Source organism: Streptomyces cahuitamycinicus, assembly GCF_002891435.1.
GTDB classification, from domain to species: Bacteria; Actinomycetota; Actinomycetes; order Streptomycetales; family Streptomycetaceae; genus Streptomyces; species Streptomyces cahuitamycinicus.
The window spans coordinates 16455-36774 of sequence record NZ_POUC01000005.1 but is presented as its reverse complement, the minus strand read 5'-3'; the positions used below and the strand labels follow the sequence as shown (position 1 = coordinate 36774).

The window sequence follows — 20320 nt, the reverse complement described above, 5'->3', positions numbered from 1 at the left end:
GCCGTCAGCTGGTCACCTTGATGTCCGCCACCCTGCCGCGCCACTTGCCGTCGTCGGGCTGTATGGGCAGTTTCGTCAGCCACACCAGGAGATACCGGCTCTTGAGGGACTTGTCGGGCTTGAGCTGGACGGTCGTTCCCGAACCTTGGGCGACCTCGGAGTAGGAGTCGAGGGACGTCGGCTCCGAGCCCGCGTCGGGGCTCGCGCTCCGAAGCTCGACCGAGGTGTCCCCCACGAATGTGACGGTCACCTTCCCTACCTGCTGGGTCTTGCCGAGGTCGAGGATGATGCCGACGCCCGACTTCAGACGGCCGAAGTCCGCGCTCAGGTAGAAATCCGTCTGCCAATAGGTGGCCGTGCTGTTGTCGTAGACCTTCCCTATGGCCGACGGCTTCTCCGTCTGATCCCCGAGAGGATCGAAGTCGCGGGCACCACTGATGGCGATGGGCTTGCCGCCGGTCGGCTTCTTCGGGCTCTTGTCGTTCCCGTCGTTCGTCTGCGTCTGGCCCGGGTCCTCGTTCTTGCCGCCCTGGTCCATCAGCGCGTCCGCCAGCTGCCAGCTGCCGAGGCCCAGCGCGGCGATCAGGAGTGCGGAGACGGCCCATTTCAGGGCCTTGCCCGTGCGGCTCTGGAGCGGAGGCGGCGGGGACGGGATCGGCTGGGTGACGCCGGGGCGCGGGGACTGACGGCCGTAGGTGCCCTGCTGATACGTCGTGCGCTGGTACTCGGGCGGGGCGGTGAACGCCGGCTCCGGCGGACGGATGCGGGGCATCTCGCCGATCGCCTTCACCAACTCCTCAGGCGTGGTGCACGGCGACTCGTGCCGAGAGGCGGTGGCACCGTCGTTGGCGAGCGCGCGCATCGACAGCTCGGACAGACCGCGGTGCACGCCGGCCCGCACCTGGTCGGGCGCGATCAGGCCGATGTCCTTCGGCAGGCCCGACAGACCGTAGGCGTCGCTCTCGTACGGCCAGCGCTGGGTGAGCGCCGCGTACAGCAGGGCGCCGATGGCCTCGGTGTCGGTGCGCTGCGGAGTGTCGGACGCGACGCCGCGCAGGGCGGCGTTCACGGCGAGGCCGCGGATACGCCACTGGCCGGTCGAGGCGCGCAGTACGGCGTTGGGGTTCAGCCGCAGGTGGGCGAGGCCCTCACGATGGGCTGCGGCCATGGCGGAGGAGACCTGACTGACCATCTGGTAGGCGTCATAGGGTTCCAGGGGCCCGGAGGCGAGGAGCGTGGTCAGTTCCGTCGCGTCGGGAAGCCACTCGTGGACGACGTAGACGACATTGTTCTCCTCCACCGCGTCCAGCACCTGGACGAAGCGGGGGTCGCCCAGGAGAGCGGAGGAGCGGGCGGCCGCCAGGACGGAGCGGGCGCGCGAGTGGTCGGCGGGCAGGATGTGCACGCCGACGGCGCGGCGGAGCTTCTCGTCCACGGCACGCCAACTGCTGAAACCGTCCAGACGGGTGACGCACTCCTCGAGGCGATAGCGTCTGGCGAGTTTGTGACCACTGTGCAGTTCGGGCGGCGAGGTCGTTCCGGCACCGTCGGTCCGGGTGCTCTCCTGTGCCTCGTCGCTGTCCGTGTCCCGCTCCCGGTTCTTGGCCACCCCGTCGGCCGTGGACTGGTCCGCCTGTGCGGTCAGCGACGTGTCGTCGCTGTTGTCTGCCACGTCGACGGCAGCCGTACTCCGTTCCGCCACCGTCGTTCCTGCCTCCCCATCCATTGCGCGCCGGCCGGCATCCATTGCGCGCCGTCCGAAGCCGAAACCAATTGTGCCCACAGTCCGCCGCTATGCACGACACGCGGTGGCTGACGATGGTTGTGCGCCTACCCCCCGACTCAGCGACCCAGCCGTCCGCGGACCATGCCGACCAGCGAGTTCAGTTCCTCGATGCGCATGCGCCGGGCGGCGACGAAGAAGATCCCGAGCAGGACCGCGCCGCCTGCCAGGACCGCGGCGAGCGAGCCCGCGGGGCCCTGGCCGAGGGAATGTCCGATGCCGTAGCAGGCCGCGCCACTGAGCAGGGCGGCCGGGACCGACGCGATGCACAGCCGGGCGTAAGTCCGCAGGACGCGGGCGCCGTCGAGGTCCCCGCCGAGGCGCTTGCGCAGCCGGCGCCAGGCGACGCCGACGCCGATCGAGTAGGCCAGGCCGTATGAGGCGGCCATACCGACCACGGCCCAGCGGGACGGGATGACGAAGTAGCAGATCGCCGAGGCGCCCGCGTTGACCGCGGCCACGATGACCGTGTTGTAGAAGGGAGTTCGGGTGTCCTCGTAGGCGTAGAAGGCACGCAGGACCACGTACTGCACCGAGTACGGGATCAGACCGAGCCCGAACGCCATCAGCATGAAGCCCATGTTGGTGGCCTCACTGGTGCCCGAGGAGCCGAACATCAGCGTGCACATCGGGATGCCGAGGGACAGGAACCCGAACGCGATCGGCACGATCGCGACCGCCGTGGTGCGCAGGCCCTGGGAGATGTCGTCACGGACGGCGCCCCCGTCGCCCTCGACCGCCGAGCGTGACAGGCGTGGCAGCAGTGCGGCCATGAGGGAGACCGTGATGATGGCCTGCGGCAGACCCCAGATCAGCTGTGCGTTGGCGTAGGCGGCGAAGCCGGTGCCGTCGACCGGTGAGGCCTTGCCGGCGGCGGTTGACAGCTGGATGACGATCATGGCGCCCGCCTGGTTGGCGAGGACGAAAAGGACCGTCCACTTGGCCAGCGTGACGGCCTTGCCGAGGCCCTGGCCCTTCCAGTCGAAGCGCAGCCGCAGCCGGAAACCGGTCTCGCGGAGGTAGGGGATCATCGCCAGCGCCTGGACCACGAGGCCGAGCAGTACGCCGATGCCCAGCAGGCGCTGGCCCTCCGGCGGGATGGTCGTGGCCTTCATCCCGGAGTCGGCCGCGGTGCCGTAGACGTAGATGAACATGCCCAGCGTCACGATGATGACGATGTTGTTCAGGACCGGGGTCCACATCATCGCGCCGAACTTGCCGCGTGCGTTGAGGATCTGGCCCATCACCACGTGGATACCCATGAAGAAGATCGTGGGCAGGAAGTACTGGGCGAAGGTGACGGCGACCTGGTTCGCGGCCGGGTCGCTGGCCACCGGGTCGGACAGCACACGGATCAGGAGCGGCGCGCCGAGGACCGAGAGGGCGGTGAGTGTGCCGAGCGTCACGATGACCAGGGTGAGCAGGCGGTTGGCGTAGGCCTCGCCGCCGTCGTCGTCCTCCTTCATGGCGCGTACGAGCTGCGGCACGAAGACGGAGTTGAGGCCACCGCCGACGGTGAGGATGTAGATCATCGTCGGCAGCTGGTAGGCGACCTGGAAGGTGTCACCGAGGAGGCCCACGCCCAGAGCGGACACGATCAGCGCCGAGCGGATGAAGCCGGTGAGGCGGGAGACCATCGTGCCCGCCGCCATCACGGCGCTGGACTTCATCAGGCCTGCGGCGCGGCCGCTCTTCTTCCGGGCGGACGAGGCGGCGGGCTCGGGCGCCTGCTCCTCGTCCGTGAGGGGCGGTGCCGTCGCGGTCCGGCCGGGTGCCGCGTACTGGTCCTGGGGTGCGTACGGGCCCTGTGCCATTTGCCCCGGAGCCGGGGACGGGCCGGGCACCGACGGCGTCTCGTACGACGGGTGGCCGCTGCTCTGCTGCTGGTCCCGGAAGAGATGCGCGAAGGCATCCGGCTCCTGGCGCGGCTCACCCGCCTGGGAGACGAGGTCGTCCACGCCCACGAACTGGGTGGTCCGGGGGTCGTCGCCGTACGGCAGATGCCGCGTTACGCCCTCCGGCTCCGGCGCGGGCGTCTGTGCCCACACCTGAGGGTCGGGCGCGTACGGCGACTGCGGCGGCTGGCCGTACAGCTGTTGCTGCGGCTGGTACGTGCCGGGAGCGGGCGGCGGGTGCGCGGCGCGGTCGTACAGCGCCTCGCCGACGGGGTCCTGGGCGGAGAGGTCCTGGGCCCGGTAGGGGTCCTGGCCGTAGGCGTCCTGGAGGTACATGTCCGCGGGCGATTGCGGCTGCACCGGGCCGTGCTCGGGCGTTGAATCCTCGGGCCCGCCCGCATCGGGGTAGCCCGGGCTGCCCGCGGCACCGCCGCGGTCACCGTCGTACGGCGCGTTCATGGTTACCCCACCTCATCGTCCCGGGCCCACCGGCCACGACTTCTCAACGGTCCACTCTCTCACCCGTGCCGGACGGGTCGGCGCTTTCCGCTGCGGTGTCCGGGGCCGGGTCACTCGGCTGCTCCGGGCTGTCCGCCCGGGAGCCGGCCTCGGTCTCCTGCTCAAGACGTGTGCCGGAGGCCTCCGGGTTCTGCGGAGTGTCGACCTGGCTCTGCGGGCCGTCGATCTCGTCGTCCGCCTCGGCCGTTTCGTCCTCGGCCGCCTCACGGGCGGCTGCGCGCTTGCGCTGCGTGTACATCCGGAAGCCCGCGAGGACGAGGAGCAGGACGCCACCGCCGATGACCAGCATCACCGTGGGAGTGACCTCGGTGACCCTCACGTCGAAGGTGACGGGGGCGCCGTACTTCTGACCGTCCTCCGTGTACAGCTGGGCGACGACTTCCGCCTGGCCGTTGGCGTTGGCCGACGTGGTGAACTTCACCGACTGGGCGTGGCCGCCGTTGACGGTGACGGGCTGCTCCTCGTAGGCGTCTCCGCCGATCTTGAGGCGCGTGGGGTTCTTGGACGTGAGCCGCAGTTGCAGGTGCTCGACGCCTTGGACGAGGTTGTTCTGGACGGTCACCGGGATCGTGGCGCTGCGGCCGGAGAGCTTGGTCTCCGACTTCTGGATCAGCTTGACCCCGTCGATGAGCCCGTTGAGGTACGACTCGATGCCATCGCGGTATCCGACCGCCGCGACGCCCCGGCCGCGCCACGACGTGGACATCTCCCGGTTCATGGCCCGCCCGAAGGGGGTCACCACCCGGGACTGCCGGGTGAGGATCACCTTGAACTTGTCGAGCTTGCCCTGGGTCCTGGCGATCTGCTCGAAGGCCGCCCGCGGCAGCTCCTGCTTGCGCAGCGAGGAGGGGTACGCGGAGGCCGGCGGCACCTTCGTGTTGGCAGCAGGGTCCGGCTTGGCCTTGGCGGCGGCCGGCAGGTCCTGCGACTCGGACCAGTTCCCGCCCTGGAGGGCCGCCAGCGCTTCGGCCATGGCCTGAGCCTGGCTCACGGACGGCATGCGTTGGGGGGCGACGACGACGCTGCGCTGCTTGCCGGTCTGCAGGCCGAGGGTGAGGCTCTGGGCCAGGAAACGTTGCACGGCGAGCGTGGAGGCGGAGGCCTTGGTGAGGTCGCCGTGGAACGCGGTGGACATCCGGGAGTCCGCGACGACCGCTGTCGTGCCACCGCCGATGGGCCGGGCCGCGGAGGGTGTGTACGACAGGTTGTCCTGGAGGCTGTCGCTTCGGGTGATCACCTTGTCGGCGCCCGCGGATGTGGCGACCTTCACGATCGATGGGTCGACTCCACCGTCCACCGGCCAAGCGAAGTCCGTGGACGGCTTCACGTGGAGGATGGTGTCCACCGTCTCGGCGGCGACGTCGGTGGCCTCCTTGAGGTGGCTCAGCGAGCCGGTGACGTTCGTGCCGTTGTGGGCGAGGGAGGCCAGGTCGGGGTCGCCGAACGGCAGGGCGGCCACTTCTTCGCCCGTGACCGCCTGCTGGAGTTCGGCCAGCCAGTGCTTGGCGATCTCCTGGTTCTTGCCGGGGGTGGGGGCGCCGTCCGCGCCGCGGACCTGGTAGCTCCGCGTCATCGCGTCGACGGATGCCAGCAGGTCCGGGTCGACCACCCACGTGACATCGAGGCCCTTGCCCAGCGAGACCATCTGGTCGAGGCGGCCGCCGGGGGCGATCTCCTCGGCGAGCTCGTCGTCACGGAAGACCGGTGTCTGCTGCTCGTTCGAGCCCGTCTCGGCCGCCATGTGGGCACTGGAGACCAGCGGCCACAGGAAGGTGGTCTTCGTCCTGGTGCCTGCCTCCTCCGGCTGCCACGGCAGGAACGTGCGCTGGATGCCGAGAACCTGGTCCCAGGGCCGCGCCGAGCTCTTTCCGGACAGCGAGACGGCCAGCTGGTAGACGCCGTCGCCTGCGAGATCCAGCTTGTCGGCCGGTACGGAAATGCTGAAGGGCTCCGCGACGCCGGGGGTGAGCGTGGAGAACTTCTCGGTGTACTTGCCGCCGACCTTCTCGCCGGAAGGTCCCTGGAGGTCGTCGCTCTTCTTGGCGAGGGTGTCGATCGCCGAGCGGGTTTCGAGAGGGGGTCCCACATGCAGGTCGACGTGAGCGCCTGTGACCGTCTGCTTCCCGTTGTTGGTCACCGTGCCCGACACGGTGACCGTGTCCCCCTCCGAGGGGGCGCTGGGGCTGAGCGAGTCGACCGCCACCGACACCGAGCCCGCGCTGGAGGCAGCCTGCGGGAACTCCTGTCCGGCCGCGTCCGCCGGCGTGGCGGCGGGCAACTGGAGGAGGCCGGCCAGCAGGGGCGCACCGGCGAGCAGTGCCCCGGTGCGCCGCAGCCAGCGGCGGGCAGGTGAGGCACTGGTCCCCTGAAAGTCTGCCGCCTCGGCCACGCGCTCGTCCGTCCCTCGTCGTCGTCAGTGGTCGTCGGAATGTGCGTCCAGGCATGGTAACGATGCGCGCTGAGGGGAAGTGCCGCGGTCCGCTCCACAAGATCGCGGGCCGACACCATGCGGTCCGGTATGCGGCCCTATGGTGGGGAGCAGGTCTTTACGGCTCAAGAGCTTGGCTTGTGAGCCTATAACGGACGTGTCCCCATCCTTGGGTGTGCGGAATAGGAGGAGCCCGCGTTGGCCCGGGCCACGTACCCTCTTCTGTTGTGCCGAACGCCAACGAAGAAAAGTCCAGTGCCCTGAGCCAGGTGCAGCACCGCGCGGTGAGTGAACTGCTGCGGGTCGCTCCTGTGGCCGACGACCTTGCCCGCCGCTTTCAGGAGTCGGGGTTCTCACTCGCCCTCGTCGGCGGCTCGGTACGGGACGCGCTGCTGGGCCGGCTCGGCAACGACCTGGACTTCACCACCGATGCCCGTCCCGAGGACGTCCTCAAGATCGTGCGCCCGTGGGCTGACGCCGTCTGGGAGGTCGGGATCGCGTTCGGCACGGTGGGCGCCCACAAGGGCGGCTACCAGATCGAGGTGACCACCTACCGCTCGGAGGCCTACGACCGCACCTCGCGCAAGCCTGAGGTGTCGTACGGCGACTCCATCGAGGAGGACCTCGTCCGCCGTGACTTCACGGTGAACGCCATGGCGGTGGCGCTGCCGGAGAAGGAGTTCATCGACCCGCACGGCGGGCTCGAGGATCTCGCGGCCCGTGTACTGCGCACGCCCGGCACGCCTGAGGAATCGTTCTCTGACGACCCGCTGCGGATGATGAGGGCTGCGCGCTTCGCGGCTCAGCTCGACTTCGAGGTCGCCCCCGAGGTCGTCACGGCGATGACGGAGATGGACGAACGCATCGAGATCGTCTCGGCCGAGCGGGTGCGGGACGAGCTGAACAAGTTGATCCTTTCCCAGCAGCCGCGCAAGGGCCTCACACTGCTCGTCGAAACGGGACTCGCCGAACGCGTTGTGCCCGAGCTGCCGGCACTGCGCCTGGAGCGTGACGAGCACCACCGCCACAAGGACGTCTACGACCACACGCTGATCGTCCTGGAGCAGGCGATGGCGCTGGAGGAGGACGGTCCTGACCTCACCCTCCGCCTGGCTGCCCTGCTGCATGACATCGGCAAGCCGCGCACGCGCCGCTTCGAGAAGGACGGCCGGGTCTCGTTCCACCACCACGAGGTGGTCGGCGCCAAGATGACCAGGAAGCGCATGACGGCTCTGAAGTACTCCAACGAGCTGGTGAAGGACGTCTCACGTCTGGTCGAACTCCACCTGCGCTTCCACGGCTACGGCACGGGCGAGTGGACGGACTCGGCGGTCCGTCGTTACGTCCGTGACGCCGGCCCCCTCCTCGACCGCCTCCACAAGCTGACCCGCTCCGACTGCACGACCCGCAACAAGCGCAAGGCGGCGGCCCTGTCGCGTGCGTACGACGGGCTGGAGGAGCGGATCGCCAAGCTGGAGGAGCAGGAGGAGCTGGATTCGATCCGCCCGGACCTCGACGGCAACCAAATCATGGAGATCCTCGGTGTCGGCCCCGGCCCGGTCATCGGCCGCGCCTACCAGCACATGCTGGAGCTGCGCCTGGAGAACGGGCCGATGGAGCAGGACGCTGCGGTCGCCGCGCTCAGAGAGTGGTGGGCCGGACAGGAGAGCTGAGGTTGTGAAACGGGGTCATGTTTCACGTGAAACATGACCCCGCCGGAGTCATGCGGCCTGCTGAAGACAGACCGAGGGGCGGTGTTTCACGTGAAACACCGCCCCTCGCCGTATCCGCCTACTTCTTGTAGTCCTTCAGGCAGAGCAGGAAGTCCTTGCCGTCTCCGCTCTCGGTGTGCGCGTACTGGAAGTCCTTGGCCGCGGCTTCGCACTTGCTGGAGGCCGGCGTCTGCGTGAGGCACGAGCCCTCGATCTTGGCCAGCACCTTGAACTGGGCTTTGGCGTCGTCGCACTTGACGACTTCGAGGTCCGGGTTGTTGTCGCTGGTGCTGCCGCGGTGCATGCAGTCGCCGACAGCGGCCGTGTTGGCGTCGTCCCGGCTGGCTAAGTAACCGCCGATGGCCACGCCCGCCACGGCGATGACGATGTTCTTCATCGTCTTGAAGCTGAGCTTGCCGCCGGACGGCTGCGGGGGAACCGGAGCATACGGACCGGCGCCCTGGGGCGGGAAGCCGGGCTGCCCGGGCTGCTGCGGGTAACCGCCCTGGGGCGGGAACGGAGTCTGAGGTGCAGCGGCAGGCTGCCCCTGCGCGAATGGATTGCTCTGGGGCGGCGGAGTAGTCACTTGGGGTCCCCTGGAACAGGGCGAGTGACGCGAACATGTCAGAGAAGGGCCCACGTAAGGTGGCAGTCCCACTGACAACGCAGTAGCCGGAAGTGGCTCTGTGTCATTGATGTGACACTTACTGGCGGCCAAACCGGGCCATGGCCACAGCTACTGCCGCGTAGGTAACGGCGATCGTGATCACGAGCGGCACGGATCTGCCGTCCGGCGGCAGCATCAGGGCGGCCACGGCGGCAGCGCCGACAAAGGAAACGTTGAAGAGGACGTCGTAGACCGAGAAGATCCGGCCACGGAAGCCGTCCTCGACGGAGGACTGGACGATGGTGTCCGTGGCGATCTTCGCGCCCTGTGTGGTCAGCCCCAGGACGAAGGCCGCGGCCAGCAGCGGGGCTGTGGCGAACGGCAGCCCGAGAGCGGGTTCCAGCAGCGCCGCGGCACCGGCGCACACGACGATCCAGCGGCCGGGCCCGAACCGCCCCGCGGTCCAGGGCGTCACCACGGCCGCCGCGAAGAACCCGGCACCGGAGACGCCCAACGCCAGTCCCAGCAGAGCGAGTCCGTCGTCCGCGGTCGAGGTGAGGGCGTACCGGCACAGCATCAGCAGCATGACCAGCAGGGCGCCGTAGCAGAACCGCATCAGCGACATCGCCACGAGAGCCCAGGCGGCCTCCCGTCGCTGTGGAGCGGCCAGATGGCGTACGCCCGCTGCCAGGTCACGGGCGGTGCTCGTGACAGCCGTCCCGATCCGCTCGCGCGCCAGGGGCCGTTCGGGGCCGAGGAGTTCCCGCGCCATGCTCAGCGATGCCAGGGCGGCGCACAGGTACAGTCCCGCTCCCGCGAGCACCACAGCGGCGTCCGAGTCCGCCACCAGGCGCACGACGAAGGCGAGGCCGCCGCCCGCGATCGCCGCCAGTGTTCCGGCCGTCGGGGAGAGGGAGTTGGCGATGACCAGGCGGTCGGTGTCGACCACGCGCGGCAGGGCGGCGGACAGGCCCGACAGGACGAAGCGGTTGACCGCGGTGACGCACAGGGCGGAGACGTAGAAAAGCCAGTCCGGAGCCGGGCTGAGGATCAGCAGGGCCGTCGCGGACGCCAGCAGGGCGCGCAACAGGCTGCCGAACAGCAGGACCTGGCGGCGCCGCCAGCGGTCCAGCAGGACACCGGCGAAGGGGCCGACGAGGGAGTACGGAAGCAGCAGCACCGCCATCGCGGAGGCGACCGCGGCCGCCGAGGTCTGCTTCTCCGGTGAGAAGACCACGTACGCGGCGAGCGCGACCTGGTAGACGCCGTCGGCGCTCTGGGAGAGCAGACGTACGGCGAGCAGGCGCCGGAAGCCCTGGAAGCGCAACAGAACGCGCAGGTCACGGACGACGGCCATGCGGCACAGCCTCACATACGGGGAGGGTCCCCGGGTCGTACGACCCGGGGACCCTCACAGCCCTGGCAGGAGCGAGTGTTTGGCGCGTCAGCGCTCGACCTCACCCTTGATGAACTTCTCGACGTTCTCGCGGGCCTCGTCGTCGAAGTACTGCACGGGCGGGGACTTCATGAAGTAGCTCGACGCCGACAGGATCGGACCGCCGATGCCGCGGTCCTTGGCGATCTTGGCGGCGCGCAGGGCGTCGATGATGACGCCGGCGGAGTTCGGGGAGTCCCAGACCTCCAGCTTGTACTCCAGGTTCAGCGGGACGTCACCGAAGGCACGGCCCTCGAGGCGGACATAGGCCCACTTGCGGTCGTCCAGCCAGGCGACGTAGTCGGACGGGCCGATGTGCACGTTGCCCTCGCCCAGCTCGCGGTCGCGGATCTGAGAGGTGACGGCCTGCGTCTTCGAGATCTTCTTCGACTCGAGGCGGTCGCGCTCGAGCATGTTCTTGAAGTCCATGTTGCCGCCGACGTTCAGCTGCATCGTGCGGTCCAGGACGACGCCCCGGTCCTCGAACAGCTTCGCCATCACGCGGTGCGTGATGGTGGCGCCCACCTGGGACTTGATGTCGTCGCCGACGATCGGGACGCCCGCCTCGGTGAACTTGTCCGCCCACTCCTTGGTGCCGGCGATGAAGACCGGAAGGGCGTTGACGAAGGCGACCTTGGCGTCGATGGCGCACTGGGCGTAGAACTTCGCCGCGTCCTCGGAGCCGACGGGCAGGTAGCAGACGAGGACGTCGACCTGCTGGTCCTTGAGGACCTGGACGACGTCGACCGGCTCCTCGGCGGCCTCCTCGATGGTCTCGCGGTAGTACTTGCCGAGGCCGTCGAGGGTGTGGCCGCGCTGGACCGTCACACCGGTGCTGGGTACGTCACAGATCTTGATGGTGTTGTTCTCGGAGGCGCCGATGGCGTCCGCCAGGTCGAGACCGACCTTCTTGGCGTCCACGTCGAACGCGGCGACGAACTCGACGTCGCTGACGTGGTAGTCGCCGAACTTGACGTGCATCAGGCCCGGCACCTTGGACGCCGGGTCGGCGTCCTTGTAGTACTCGACTCCCTGTACCAGCGATGCGGCGCAGTTGCCCACACCGACGATGGCTACGCGAACCGAACCCATTCCGGTTGCTCCCTGTGTGTACGAGTGAGGCCCTGAGTGGGCTCTCACGTGGCGGTGTCGTCGGGCGAATCCGGCCGGGGGTCGCCCCCCGGCCGGGGCAGGTCGCCCGACGCTCCAGATGTGGTGTCACGCGAAGCGGGCTCCCCGCTGGCCGGACCTTTGAGGTCCCGCCCCGCCCGCTCGCTCTCGATGAGCTCGTTCAGCCAGCGCACCTCGCGCTCCACGGACTCCATCCCGTGGCGCTGGAGCTCGAGCGTGTAATCGTCGAGGCGCTCCCGGGTGCGGGCCAGGGAAGCGCTCATCTTCTCGAGCCGCTCCTCCAGCCGGCTGCGGCGGCCCTCCAGTACGCGCATGCGGACATCGCGTGAGGTTTGCCCGAAGAAGGCGAAACGGGCTGCGAAGGTTTCGTCCTCGTACGCGTCGGGCCCGGTCTGCGAGAGCAGCTGCTCGAAGTGCTCCTTACCCTCCGCCGTCAACCGGTAGACGATCTTGGCGCGGCGCCCAGCGAGGGGGGCGGCGAGGGCGTCCTCGGTGGTGTTCCCCGTTTCCTCGATCAACCAGCCGTTGGCGACCAGCGTCTTGAGGCAGGGGTAGAGCGTCCCGTAGCTGAACGCACGGAACACGCCCAACGACGTGTTGAGCCGTTTGCGCAGCTCATAGCCGTGCATCGGAGATTCGCGGAGCAGGCCGAGTACGGCGAACTCGAGGATCCCGGAACGCCGGCTCATCGTCGCCTCCTCTCGCCGCGGTGCGCATGTATCAGTCCGATGTGTCGGGCCGATGTGTCGAGCTGATGTATCGAACCGATACATCACGACGATAGAACGGCCATCCGGATGCGACAAGGGGGGGTCGGGTGAACGGGGTCACATCACCGATTCGTCGGACGCGAGTTGCCTGATTTGAGGTGAACTTCGGGGCTCGGCACGTTTTGGCGGTGCGTAGTCTGTGCGCCATGCACATCACCGGGAACCGAGTGACGCCTGAGAGCGTCGTCGTCTTCGGTGTAGTACGGGTGCCTGCGGGACCGATGAATGCGGAGCCGACCGCATCCGTACTTCGGGGGGACCGGAAACTAGCCGCCGTTTCCAGGCGCGCAAGAGTGCGCCTGCCCGAGGAGTAGTCGTTCGATGAGCGAGCACCGTCGCAAACCGCCGCAGCCGCAGGGAGGCGGACGTGCCGCGGCCCGACGCGGCCAGTCCGGCTCGTCCTCCGGCCGCCGCGCGGCACCGCGAGGCGCCACCGGGTCTCCGTCCGACTCCTATGGGTCGGACTCCTACGACTCCGGGGGTGAGGAACGTCAGTACGGCGGCCGTGCCGAGGCCCGCCGTGCGGCGCAGAGAAGTACGGGTGGCGGCCGCCGGAGAGCGGCCGAACCGACCCAAGGCGGCCGGCGTGCCGGTCCTGGCGGCCCGAACGGGCCCGGCCGGGGCAGAGGCCGCGTGGCCGCCGTCCCGGACAAGAACCGGCTGATCGACTATCCGCGCGCAGGCAAGTACGGCTGGCAGCGCTGGATGCCGTCCTGGAAGCTCGTCTCCGGACTGTGCATCGGCTTCTTCGGCAGCCTGGTGGCCGTGGCGGGCATCGGCTACGCCATGGTGGGCGTCCCCAACGAGGAGAACGCGGCGGCCCTGTCGCAGAACAACGTCTACTACTGGGAGGACGGCTCCCAGATGGTCGCGGCGGGCAGTGGTCAGAACCGCCAGAACGTCACCATTGACCGGATCCCGAAGGCCATGCAGTGGGCGGTGATCTCGGCCGAGAACAAGACCTTCTATCAGGACAGGGGAGTCGACCCCGCGGGCATCGCCCGGGCCCTGGCCAACATGGCGCGGGGCGGTGACACGCAGGGTGGTTCGACGATCACCCAGCAGTTCGTCAAGAACACCTACCTGAGCCAGGAACAGTCGCTCACTCGCAAGTTCAAGGAGATGTTCATCTCGATCAAGGTGGGCACGAAGGTCTCCAAGCCGGTGATCCTTCAGGGCTACCTGAACACCTCGTACTACGGCCGTGGCGCCTACGGCATCCAGGCCGCCGCGCAGACCTACTTCGGCAAGGAAGCGAAGAACCTCAAGCCGAACGAGTGCGCCTTCCTCGCCGCTCTGCTCAAGGGCCCGACCTACTACGACCCGGCGGGCAACGAGGGCATTGACTCCTCGGCGACCCAGAAGGCCAACACCAAGCGTGCCAAGGCCCGTTGGAGCTGGATCCTCGAGCAGATGCACAACGACAAGAGGATCACGGACCAGCAGTACCAGGACGCGATCAAGAACTTCCCCAAGCTTCAGGGCCGGAAGGCGACCAAGGGCATGACCGGCCAGATCGGGTACCTGGCGGACACGGCCAAGAAGTACGTCCTGAACCACTCCAATATCACGGAGAAGAAGTTCGACCAGGGCGGCTACCAGATCAAGACGACCTTCGACAAGGACAAGGTCGAGGCGCTGGCCAAGGCCGTGAAGAAGGTCGAGAAGGAAAAGCTGGACCCGGAGAAGCGTGAGCTGGACAAGCACGTCCAGTTCGGCGCGGCGTCGGTGAAGCCCAAGGACGGCGCGATCGTCGCGCTCTACGGTGGTGCCGGGTACGAGAAGGGCCACTTCAACAACAACGCGGACACCTCGGGTGTCCCGGTCGGTTCGACGTGGAAGCCGTTCGTGCTCGCCGCCGCGATGGAGCACGGGACTTATCGGAGCGACGGAGTCGGGGTCTCGCCGCTGAGCAAGTACAACGGCAACGACCATCTCAAGGTCAGGAACAACGACGGCTCCTACGTCCTGAAGAAGGACAACACGCCGTTCTTCCAGGAGAACGAGAGCGACCATCCCTGGGGCTACATCTCCCTGCACAAGGCGATGGAGCAGTCGGTCAACACCCCGTTCGTGCAGCTCGGCATGGATGTGGGGATGAGGAACGTGCGGGACGTGGCCGAGAAGTCCGGCATCCTGGACGCCAGCTTCGCCACGCTCAACCCGTCGTTCGCGCTCGGTACCTCGACTCCCAGTGCGATTCGTATGGCCGACGCCTACGCGACGTTCGCCGCGGCGGGCAAGCAGGCCGCGCCGTACTCGGTGACCAGCGTCAAGTTCAACGGTGAGAAAGTCGAAGGCTTCAAGCCGCCGCGCATCACGCAGGCGATGCCCGAGAAGGTGGCCAACAACGTCACAAACGTTCTGGAGAACGTCATCCAGAACGGTACGGGTAAGAACGCGCTGGCCCTGGGCCGCACGGCGGCCGGCAAGACCGGTACCACCGACGAGAACAAGTCGGCCTGGTTCGTCGGCTACACCCAGCAGCTCTCGACCTCGGTCGCGATGTTCCGCGAGGACCCCAAGAGCGCCAAGCTGCTCTCCATGAACGGCACGGCGGGTGAGGAGTCGATCCACGGCGGTGACACTCCCACGCAGGTGTGGACCGAGTACATGAAGGCCGCGTTGAAGGGCAAGCCCGATCTCGGCTTCCCGGACGCCGAGAAGATCGGCGAGATCCAGGACGCGGTGGGGGCTCCGACGCCGACCCCGACCCCCAGCGTGGAGCCCAGCGAGACGGTCACCGAGTCGCCGAGCCCGACGCCCAGCGAGAGCACGCCCCCGTCTCCGTCGCCGAGCGACACCTGCGGGTTCTTCGGCTGTGAGGACGACGGGGGCGCGGAGAACGGCGGCACTGCCAACGGGGGCACAGACGGAGGAGTTTCCCCCGAGCCCACGCCAACCGATACGAATCTGGATGGCGGCAACAGCAGAGGCAACGGCAACGGAGGCATCTTCGGAGGCCCCGAGGGATAGCCGCCGCTGACAGACCGCCCGGCTTGGGTGTTTCACGTGAAACGCGAGGGTGTTTCACGTGAAACAAGGGCCGCCGTCCCTCTGGGGTACGGCGGCCCTCGGCGTATTCCCAGGCACGTACGGCAGGATGTGCGGCATGCCCAGTGCAGAATCGACGCAAGCGAGCGTCCATGAGCCGGACCCGGTGCGGCCGACCAAGGAGGACGAGGTCGCCGCGGCCGGCAGCGAGCTGATCGGCGGCCCGCTCGGGCGGCGTGCCCTGCTCGGGGCGTCCTGGTGGACCCCCGTGCGGGTGATCGCGTTGGTGGCGATCGGCATGTTCGCCCTCGGACTGGTCCAGAAGGCGCCCTGCTACAACGGTGCCTGGTTCTTCGGCGCCAGCTCCCAGTACACGCATGCGTGCTACTCGGACATCCCGCACCTCTATCAGGGGCGCGGATTCGCCGACGGGCTCGTGCCGTACTTCGACAGGCTTCCCGGCGACATGCAGTACCTGGAGTACCCGGTGCTCACCGGTGTCTTCATGGAGGTCGCCTCCTGGCTCACGCCCGGCAGCGGCACCATCCAGCACCAGGAGCAGTGGTACTGGATGGTCAACGCCGGAATGCTCATGGTGTGTGCGGCGGTCATCGCCGTCTGCGTGACCCGTACCCACGTCAGGCGTCCCTGGGACGGCCTGCTGGTCGCCCTGGCGCCCGCCGCCGCGCTGACGGCGACCATCAACTGGGACCTGCTCGCGGTCGCTCTGACGGCCGCGGCGATGCTGATGTGGTCACGTGGCCGCCCCCTCGCCTTCGGCGTGCTGCTGGGGCTCGCCACAGCCGCCAAGCTCTACCCGTTCCTGCTCCTCGGACCGCTGATGGTGCTGTGCTGGCGCGCGGGCAGGTGGCGCGCTTTCGGGACGGCTCTGGGGGGCGCGGCCGCCGCCTGGGTCGTCGTGAACGGGCCGGTGATGCTCTTCGCGTTCGAGGGCTGGTCGAAGTTCTACACGTTCAGCCAGGAACGGGGCGTCGACTTCGGCTCCTTCTGGCTGATCATGGCCCAGAACTCGGACGACCCGCTCAGCACCGACACGGTCAACACACTGGCCACACTGCTGATGCTGGCATGCTGTGCCGCTGTCGCGGCGCTCGCACTGACCGCCCCGCGCCGCCCACGGTTCGCCCAGCTCGCCTTCCTGATCGTCGCGGCGTTCATCCTCACCAACAAGGTCTACTCGCCGCAGTACGTCCTGTGGCTGGTCCCGCTGGCCGCCCTCGCCCGGCCGAAGTGGCGGGACTACCTGATCTGGCAGACCTGCGAGGTGGCGTACTTCCTGGGGATCTGGCTGTACCTCGCGTACACGACCAGCGGAGACGCTCACAAGGGGCTGCCCACGGACGGGTACCACTGGGCCATCGCTCTGCATCTGTTGGGGACGCTGTACCTGTGTGTGATGGTGGTGCGCGACATCTTCCTGCCGGAGCGGGATCCTGTGCGGCGGTCCGGTGACGACGATCCCTCGGGCGGGGTGCTCGACGGCGCCGAAGACGTCTTCGTTCTCGGCCCGGCCGCCCGCCCACGACCGCACGTGACCGCCCAGTACGAAGGGGCACGGGTCGAGTGGGGAAAACCGGGCGCCACGGGGGGGTTCGCTCTGAGCGAACGGGGCGGAATGCCGTAGCCGGGATGCGCCGAAGGCCGTACACGGGTCGCCGTGTACGGCCTTCATGCTGCGCTGCGAGGGTCGGTGTCGGGGACGCTCAGCGGTCCATGATCCGGTCGAACTGCGTGGTGGTGTGCCGAAGATGGGCCACCAGCTCATCGCCGACCTTCGGCTCGGGCGCGTCCGCCGGCACGAACAGGATCGAGACCTGCATGTGCGGCGGCTCCGCGAACCAGCGCTGCTTGCCGCCCCAGACGAAGGGAGAAAGGTTCCGGTTCACCGTCGCGAGGCCGGCGCGGGCGACGCCCTTGGCCCGCGGCATGACGCCGTGCAGTGCCTTGGGGGCCTCCAGACCCACTCCGTGCGACGTACCACCCGCCACGACCACCAGGAAGCCGTCGGAGGCCGCCTTCTGCTGTCGGTAGCCGAAACGGTCGCCCTTGGCGACGCGCGTGACGTCCAGAACCGCGCCGCGGTACTCCGTGGCGTCGTGGTCCCCCAGCCACAGCCGCGTTCCGATGCGGGCCCGGAAGCGGGTCTGCGGGAACTGCTGCTGAAGCCGGGCGAGTTCCTCGGCCTTGAGGTGGCTGACGAACATGGTGTGCAGGGGCAGCCGGGCGGCACGCAGCCGGTCCATCCAGCCGATGACCTCCTCGACGGCGTCCGAGCCGTCGGTGCGGTCCAGCGGCAGGTGGATGGCGAAACCCTCCAGGCGGACGTTCTCGATGGCAGCGTGCAACTGGGCCAGGTCCTGCTCGCTGATGCCGTGCCGCTTCATCGAGGACATCACCTCGATCACCACACGGGCACCGACCAGGCCGTACACGCCGTCTATCGACGAGACGGAGCGGATGACCCGGTCCGGCAGGGGCACCGGCTCCTCGCCCCGCCGGTACGGCGTCAGCACCAGCAGGTCGCCGCCGAACCAGTCCTTGATCCGGGCGGCCTCGTACGTGGTGCCGACGGCGAGGATGTCCGAGCCCTGCCGCGTGGCCTCCTCCGCAAGCCGCTCGTGCCCGAAGCCGTAGCCGTTGCCCTTGCAGACCGGTACGAGGCCCGGGAACTGCTCCTGCACGTGCTTGTGGTGCGCACGCCAGCGCGCGGTGTCGACGTAGAGCGTGAGCGCCATGGCCGGACCTGGAGCCTTTCTCGCGGTGCCGTGTATCGGCAGTTGCCGTGTATCAGGGGTATAGAAGCACTGAACGGGACATCAGCGGCGCGACATGTAGATGTCGAGCGCCTTGTGCAAAAGCTTGTTCAGCGGGAAGTCCCACTCGCCGAGGTACTCGGCTGCCTGGCCGCCGGTACCCACCTTGAACTGGATCAGGCCGAAGAGGTGGTCGGTCTCGTCCAGCGAGTCGGAGATGCCGCGCAGGTCGTAGACGGTGGCACCGAGCGCGTAGGCGTCGCGCAGCATCCGCCACTGCATCGCGTTCGAGGGCCGGACCTCACGGCCGATGTTGTCCGAGGCGCCGTAGGAGTACCAGACGTGCCCGCCGACGATCAGCATCGTCGCGGCGGACAGGTTCACGCCGTCGTGCCGGGCGAAGTACAGCCGCATGCGATTGGGGTCCTCGGTGTTGAGGGCTGTCCACATGCGCTGGAAGTACGACAGCGGGCGCGGCCGGAAGTGGTCGCGCACGGCCGTGATCTCGTACAGCCGCTGCCATTCCTCAAGATCCTGGTAGCCGCCCTGGACGACTTCGACGCCGGCCTTCTCGGCCTTCTTGATGTTGCGGCGCCACAGCTGGTTGAAGTTCTTGTGGACCTCTTCCAGGGAGCGGTTCGCCAGCGGCACCTGGTACACGTAGCGGGGCTGCACGTCTCCGAAGCCGGCTCCGCCGTCCTCGCCCTGCTGCCAGCCCATGCGGCGCAGCTTGTCGGCCACCTCGAAGGCACGCGGCTCGATGTGGTCGGCCTCGATGTCACGCAGGCGCTTCACGTCCGGGTTCTGGATACCCGCCTTGATGGAGGGGGCCTCCCAGCGCCGGATGATCACCGGTGGGCCCATCTTCACGGAGAAGGCGCCCTGCTGCTTCAGATGAGCCAGCATCGGTTCGAGCCATTCCTGCAGATTCGGCGCGAACCAGTTGATGACCGGGCCCTCGGGCAGGTAGGCGAGGTAGCGCTTGATCTTGGGGAGCTGCCGGTAGAGAACCAGACCGGCGCCGACCATCTCGCCCGTGCGGTCGTCGAACCATCCGAGGTTCTCGGAGCGCCACTCCGCCTTGACGTCAGCCCAGGCCGGGACCTGCATGTGGCTCGCCGACGGCAGGCTCTGGATGTAGGCCAGATGCTGCTCGCGACTGATGGTCCTCAGGGTCAGGCTCATTTCGGGGCGCTCCTCGGGCTGGTGTGTCCCCATGGGTACAGGGGCTCCGGCTCTCGCGCGAAGCCTACTGCGCCTTGGGAGCGCGCCGGTTGGGCGTACGGGACCTTCGCCCCGGCGAGGCCGACCGGGGCGTGACCCGGTGTTTCAGATGAGGGGTGCCCTGGCGTCAGCCGATGAGGCCGCCGTGCGCCATGCCCAGGAAGAACCCGACGCCTGATGCGCCCAGGCCCAGGATCAGGCCGAAGCGCTCCCTGGTCGTCTCCGAGATCCACTGGCCGTACGCACCCGTGAGGATGCCCACGAGACCGGCCCAGGAGCTGAGCACATGCAAGTCGTCGTCGATGATCGCCGTGAGGAACGATGTGAGGCCCAGCACCAGGGTCACCGCGAGCAGGGCGTCCTGGAGGGGATGGGGCTTGCCGTCCGTGGCGAAGAGGCCGCCGGCGGTGTTCGGTCGCAATGCCTGTGCCATAAGGCACCTCCTGCGAGAGTCGGCGCACGGTAGCGCCATACACACCCGATGGGTACAGATTGGCTGCCCCGGAGGCCGGATTTCAACCGCAAGCCGCTGTGCGGGTACTCTGTACCGTCCGCACCGGTGTCTGCCCATGTCATGGCAAGGGGCTTCTCGCGAGAGACCCCGACTGTCAGTGGTGGCCGATACCGTTGCTACGCATCACAACCCTCCTGCCACGGAACGACCGTGGCCGCTGAGTCCAAAGGAGGTGGGTTCCACATGCGTCACTACGAGGTGATGGTCATCCTCGACCCCGAGGTCGAGGAGCGCGCTGTCTCTCCGCTGATCGAGAACTTCCTCTCCGTCGTCCGTGATGGCGGCGGAAAGGTCGAGAAGGTCGACACCTGGGGCCGTCGTCGTCTCGCGTACGAGATCAAGAAGAAGCCCGAGGGCATCTACTCGGTCATCGACCTGCAGGCCGAGCCTTCGGTCGTCAAGGAGCTCGACCGCCAGATGAACCTGAACGAGTCGGTCCTCCGGACCAAGGTCCTCCGCCCCGAGACCCACTGAGCTTCCAAGCTCAGCTGATCCCGGGATTCGAGTAGCAAGCAGCCAGAGCAAACCCGCCGA

General features: G+C 68.2%; 14 protein-coding genes. 4 read left to right on the top strand and 10 right to left on the bottom strand.

Translation table 11 applies throughout. The features are described 5' to 3' along the window. Window positions 1–4: 4 nt before the first annotated feature. The 3 genes from C1J00_RS01495 to C1J00_RS01485 all read right to left on the bottom strand — a co-directional run bounded on the left by C1J00_RS01495 (window position 5) and on the right by C1J00_RS01485 (window position 6586). Complete coding sequence (locus C1J00_RS01495) at window positions 5–1702, bottom strand: protein kinase family protein (RefSeq protein WP_102907204.1); 1698 nt, start codon at window positions 1700–1702, stop codon at window positions 5–7. Between the two features lie 140 nt (window positions 1703–1842). After that, a complete protein-coding gene (gene murJ / locus C1J00_RS01490) occupies window positions 1843–4137 on the bottom strand; it encodes a murein biosynthesis integral membrane protein MurJ (RefSeq protein ID WP_102907203.1) in 2295 nt (764 codons plus the stop codon). A gap of 43 nt (window positions 4138–4180) precedes the next feature. Further along, a complete protein-coding gene (locus C1J00_RS01485; protein WP_102907202.1) occupies window positions 4181–6586 on the bottom strand; it encodes a DUF6049 family protein in 2406 nt (801 codons plus the stop codon). A 266-nt stretch (window positions 6587–6852) separates the two neighbouring features. On the opposite strand from C1J00_RS01485, the gene C1J00_RS01480 reads away from it, so the two are divergent. Further along, a complete protein-coding gene (locus C1J00_RS01480) occupies window positions 6853–8298 on the top strand; it encodes a CCA tRNA nucleotidyltransferase (RefSeq protein ID WP_102907201.1) in 1446 nt (481 codons plus the stop codon). Between the two features lie 118 nt (window positions 8299–8416). Here the strand turns inward: C1J00_RS01480 and C1J00_RS01475 are convergent, their stop codons facing one another. The 4 genes from C1J00_RS01475 to C1J00_RS01460 form a co-directional block, all read right to left on the bottom strand. Further along, the gene (locus C1J00_RS01475) at window positions 8417–8923 is read right to left on the bottom strand and encodes an LppU/SCO3897 family protein (protein WP_102907200.1); all 507 of its coding nucleotides are present in this window, start codon (window positions 8921–8923) and stop codon (window positions 8417–8419) included. Between the two features lie 118 nt (window positions 8924–9041). Continuing rightward, window positions 9042–10301 carry an MFS transporter gene (locus C1J00_RS01470; RefSeq protein WP_102907199.1) on the bottom strand — a complete coding sequence of 420 codons (1260 nt, stop codon included), beginning with the start codon at window positions 10299–10301 and terminating at the stop codon, window positions 9042–9044. An 87-nt stretch (window positions 10302–10388) separates the two neighbouring features. Then, a complete protein-coding gene (locus C1J00_RS01465) occupies window positions 10389–11471 on the bottom strand; it encodes an inositol-3-phosphate synthase (RefSeq protein ID WP_102907198.1) in 1083 nt (360 codons plus the stop codon). Window positions 11472–11515: 44 nt separating this feature from the next. After that, window positions 11516–12199 carry a PadR family transcriptional regulator gene (locus tag C1J00_RS01460; RefSeq protein WP_102907197.1) on the bottom strand — a complete coding sequence of 228 codons (684 nt, stop codon included), beginning with the start codon at window positions 12197–12199 and terminating at the stop codon, window positions 11516–11518. 786 nt (window positions 12200–12985) lie between these two features. Here C1J00_RS01460 and C1J00_RS01455 point away from each other — a divergent pair. Beyond that, entirely contained in the window at window positions 12986–15256 is a 2271-nt protein-coding gene (locus C1J00_RS01455) for a transglycosylase domain-containing protein (protein ID WP_102907225.1), read from the top strand. Between the two features lie 127 nt (window positions 15257–15383). Beyond that, a complete protein-coding gene (locus tag C1J00_RS01450) occupies window positions 15384–16919 on the top strand; it encodes a glycosyltransferase family 87 protein (RefSeq protein WP_102907196.1) in 1536 nt (511 codons plus the stop codon). 79 nt (window positions 16920–16998) lie between these two features. Here C1J00_RS01450 and C1J00_RS01445 read toward each other — a convergent pair whose 3' ends face one another. From C1J00_RS01445 to C1J00_RS01435, 3 genes are all read right to left on the bottom strand, one after another. Then, the gene (locus C1J00_RS01445; protein WP_102907195.1) at window positions 16999–18030 is read right to left on the bottom strand and encodes an alanine racemase; all 1032 of its coding nucleotides are present in this window, start codon (window positions 18028–18030) and stop codon (window positions 16999–17001) included. A gap of 81 nt (window positions 18031–18111) precedes the next feature. Next, a complete protein-coding gene (femX, locus tag C1J00_RS01440; protein WP_102907194.1) occupies window positions 18112–19233 on the bottom strand; it encodes a peptidoglycan bridge formation glycyltransferase FemX in 1122 nt (373 codons plus the stop codon). Between the two features lie 166 nt (window positions 19234–19399). Beyond that, complete coding sequence (locus C1J00_RS01435) at window positions 19400–19705, bottom strand: hypothetical protein (RefSeq protein WP_102907193.1); 306 nt, start codon at window positions 19703–19705, stop codon at window positions 19400–19402. Between the two features lie 264 nt (window positions 19706–19969). On the opposite strand from C1J00_RS01435, the gene rpsF reads away from it, so the two are divergent. Next, the gene (rpsF, locus tag C1J00_RS01430) at window positions 19970–20260 is read left to right on the top strand and encodes a 30S ribosomal protein S6 (RefSeq protein WP_102907192.1); all 291 of its coding nucleotides are present in this window, start codon (window positions 19970–19972) and stop codon (window positions 20258–20260) included. The last annotated feature ends 60 nt before the right edge of the window (window positions 20261–20320 follow it).

Excerpts from the sequence above, each read along its gene's own strand:
- murJ (WP_102907203.1), bottom strand. The coding sequence starts at position 4,137 with ATGAACGCGCCGTACGACGGTGACCGCGGCGGTGCCGCGGGCAGCCCG.
- C1J00_RS01460 (WP_102907197.1), bottom strand. The coding sequence starts at position 12,199 with ATGAGCCGGCGTTCCGGGATCCTCGAGTTCGCCGTACTCGGCCTGCTC.
- C1J00_RS01470 (WP_102907199.1), bottom strand. The coding sequence starts at position 10,301 with ATGGCCGTCGTCCGTGACCTGCGCGTTCTGTTGCGCTTCCAGGGCTTC.
- rpsF (WP_102907192.1), top strand. The coding sequence starts at position 19,970 with ATGCGTCACTACGAGGTGATGGTCATCCTCGACCCCGAGGTCGAGGAG.
- femX (WP_102907194.1), bottom strand. The coding sequence starts at position 19,233 with ATGAGCCTGACCCTGAGGACCATCAGTCGCGAGCAGCATCTGGCCTAC.
- C1J00_RS01450 (WP_102907196.1), top strand. The coding sequence starts at position 15,384 with ATGTGCGGCATGCCCAGTGCAGAATCGACGCAAGCGAGCGTCCATGAG.
- C1J00_RS01465 (WP_102907198.1), bottom strand. The coding sequence starts at position 11,471 with ATGGGTTCGGTTCGCGTAGCCATCGTCGGTGTGGGCAACTGCGCCGCA.
- C1J00_RS01435 (WP_102907193.1), bottom strand. The coding sequence starts at position 19,705 with ATGGCACAGGCATTGCGACCGAACACCGCCGGCGGCCTCTTCGCCACG.
- C1J00_RS01455 (WP_102907225.1), top strand. The coding sequence starts at position 12,986 with ATGCCGTCCTGGAAGCTCGTCTCCGGACTGTGCATCGGCTTCTTCGGC.
- C1J00_RS01445 (WP_102907195.1), bottom strand. The coding sequence starts at position 18,030 with ATGGCGCTCACGCTCTACGTCGACACCGCGCGCTGGCGTGCGCACCAC.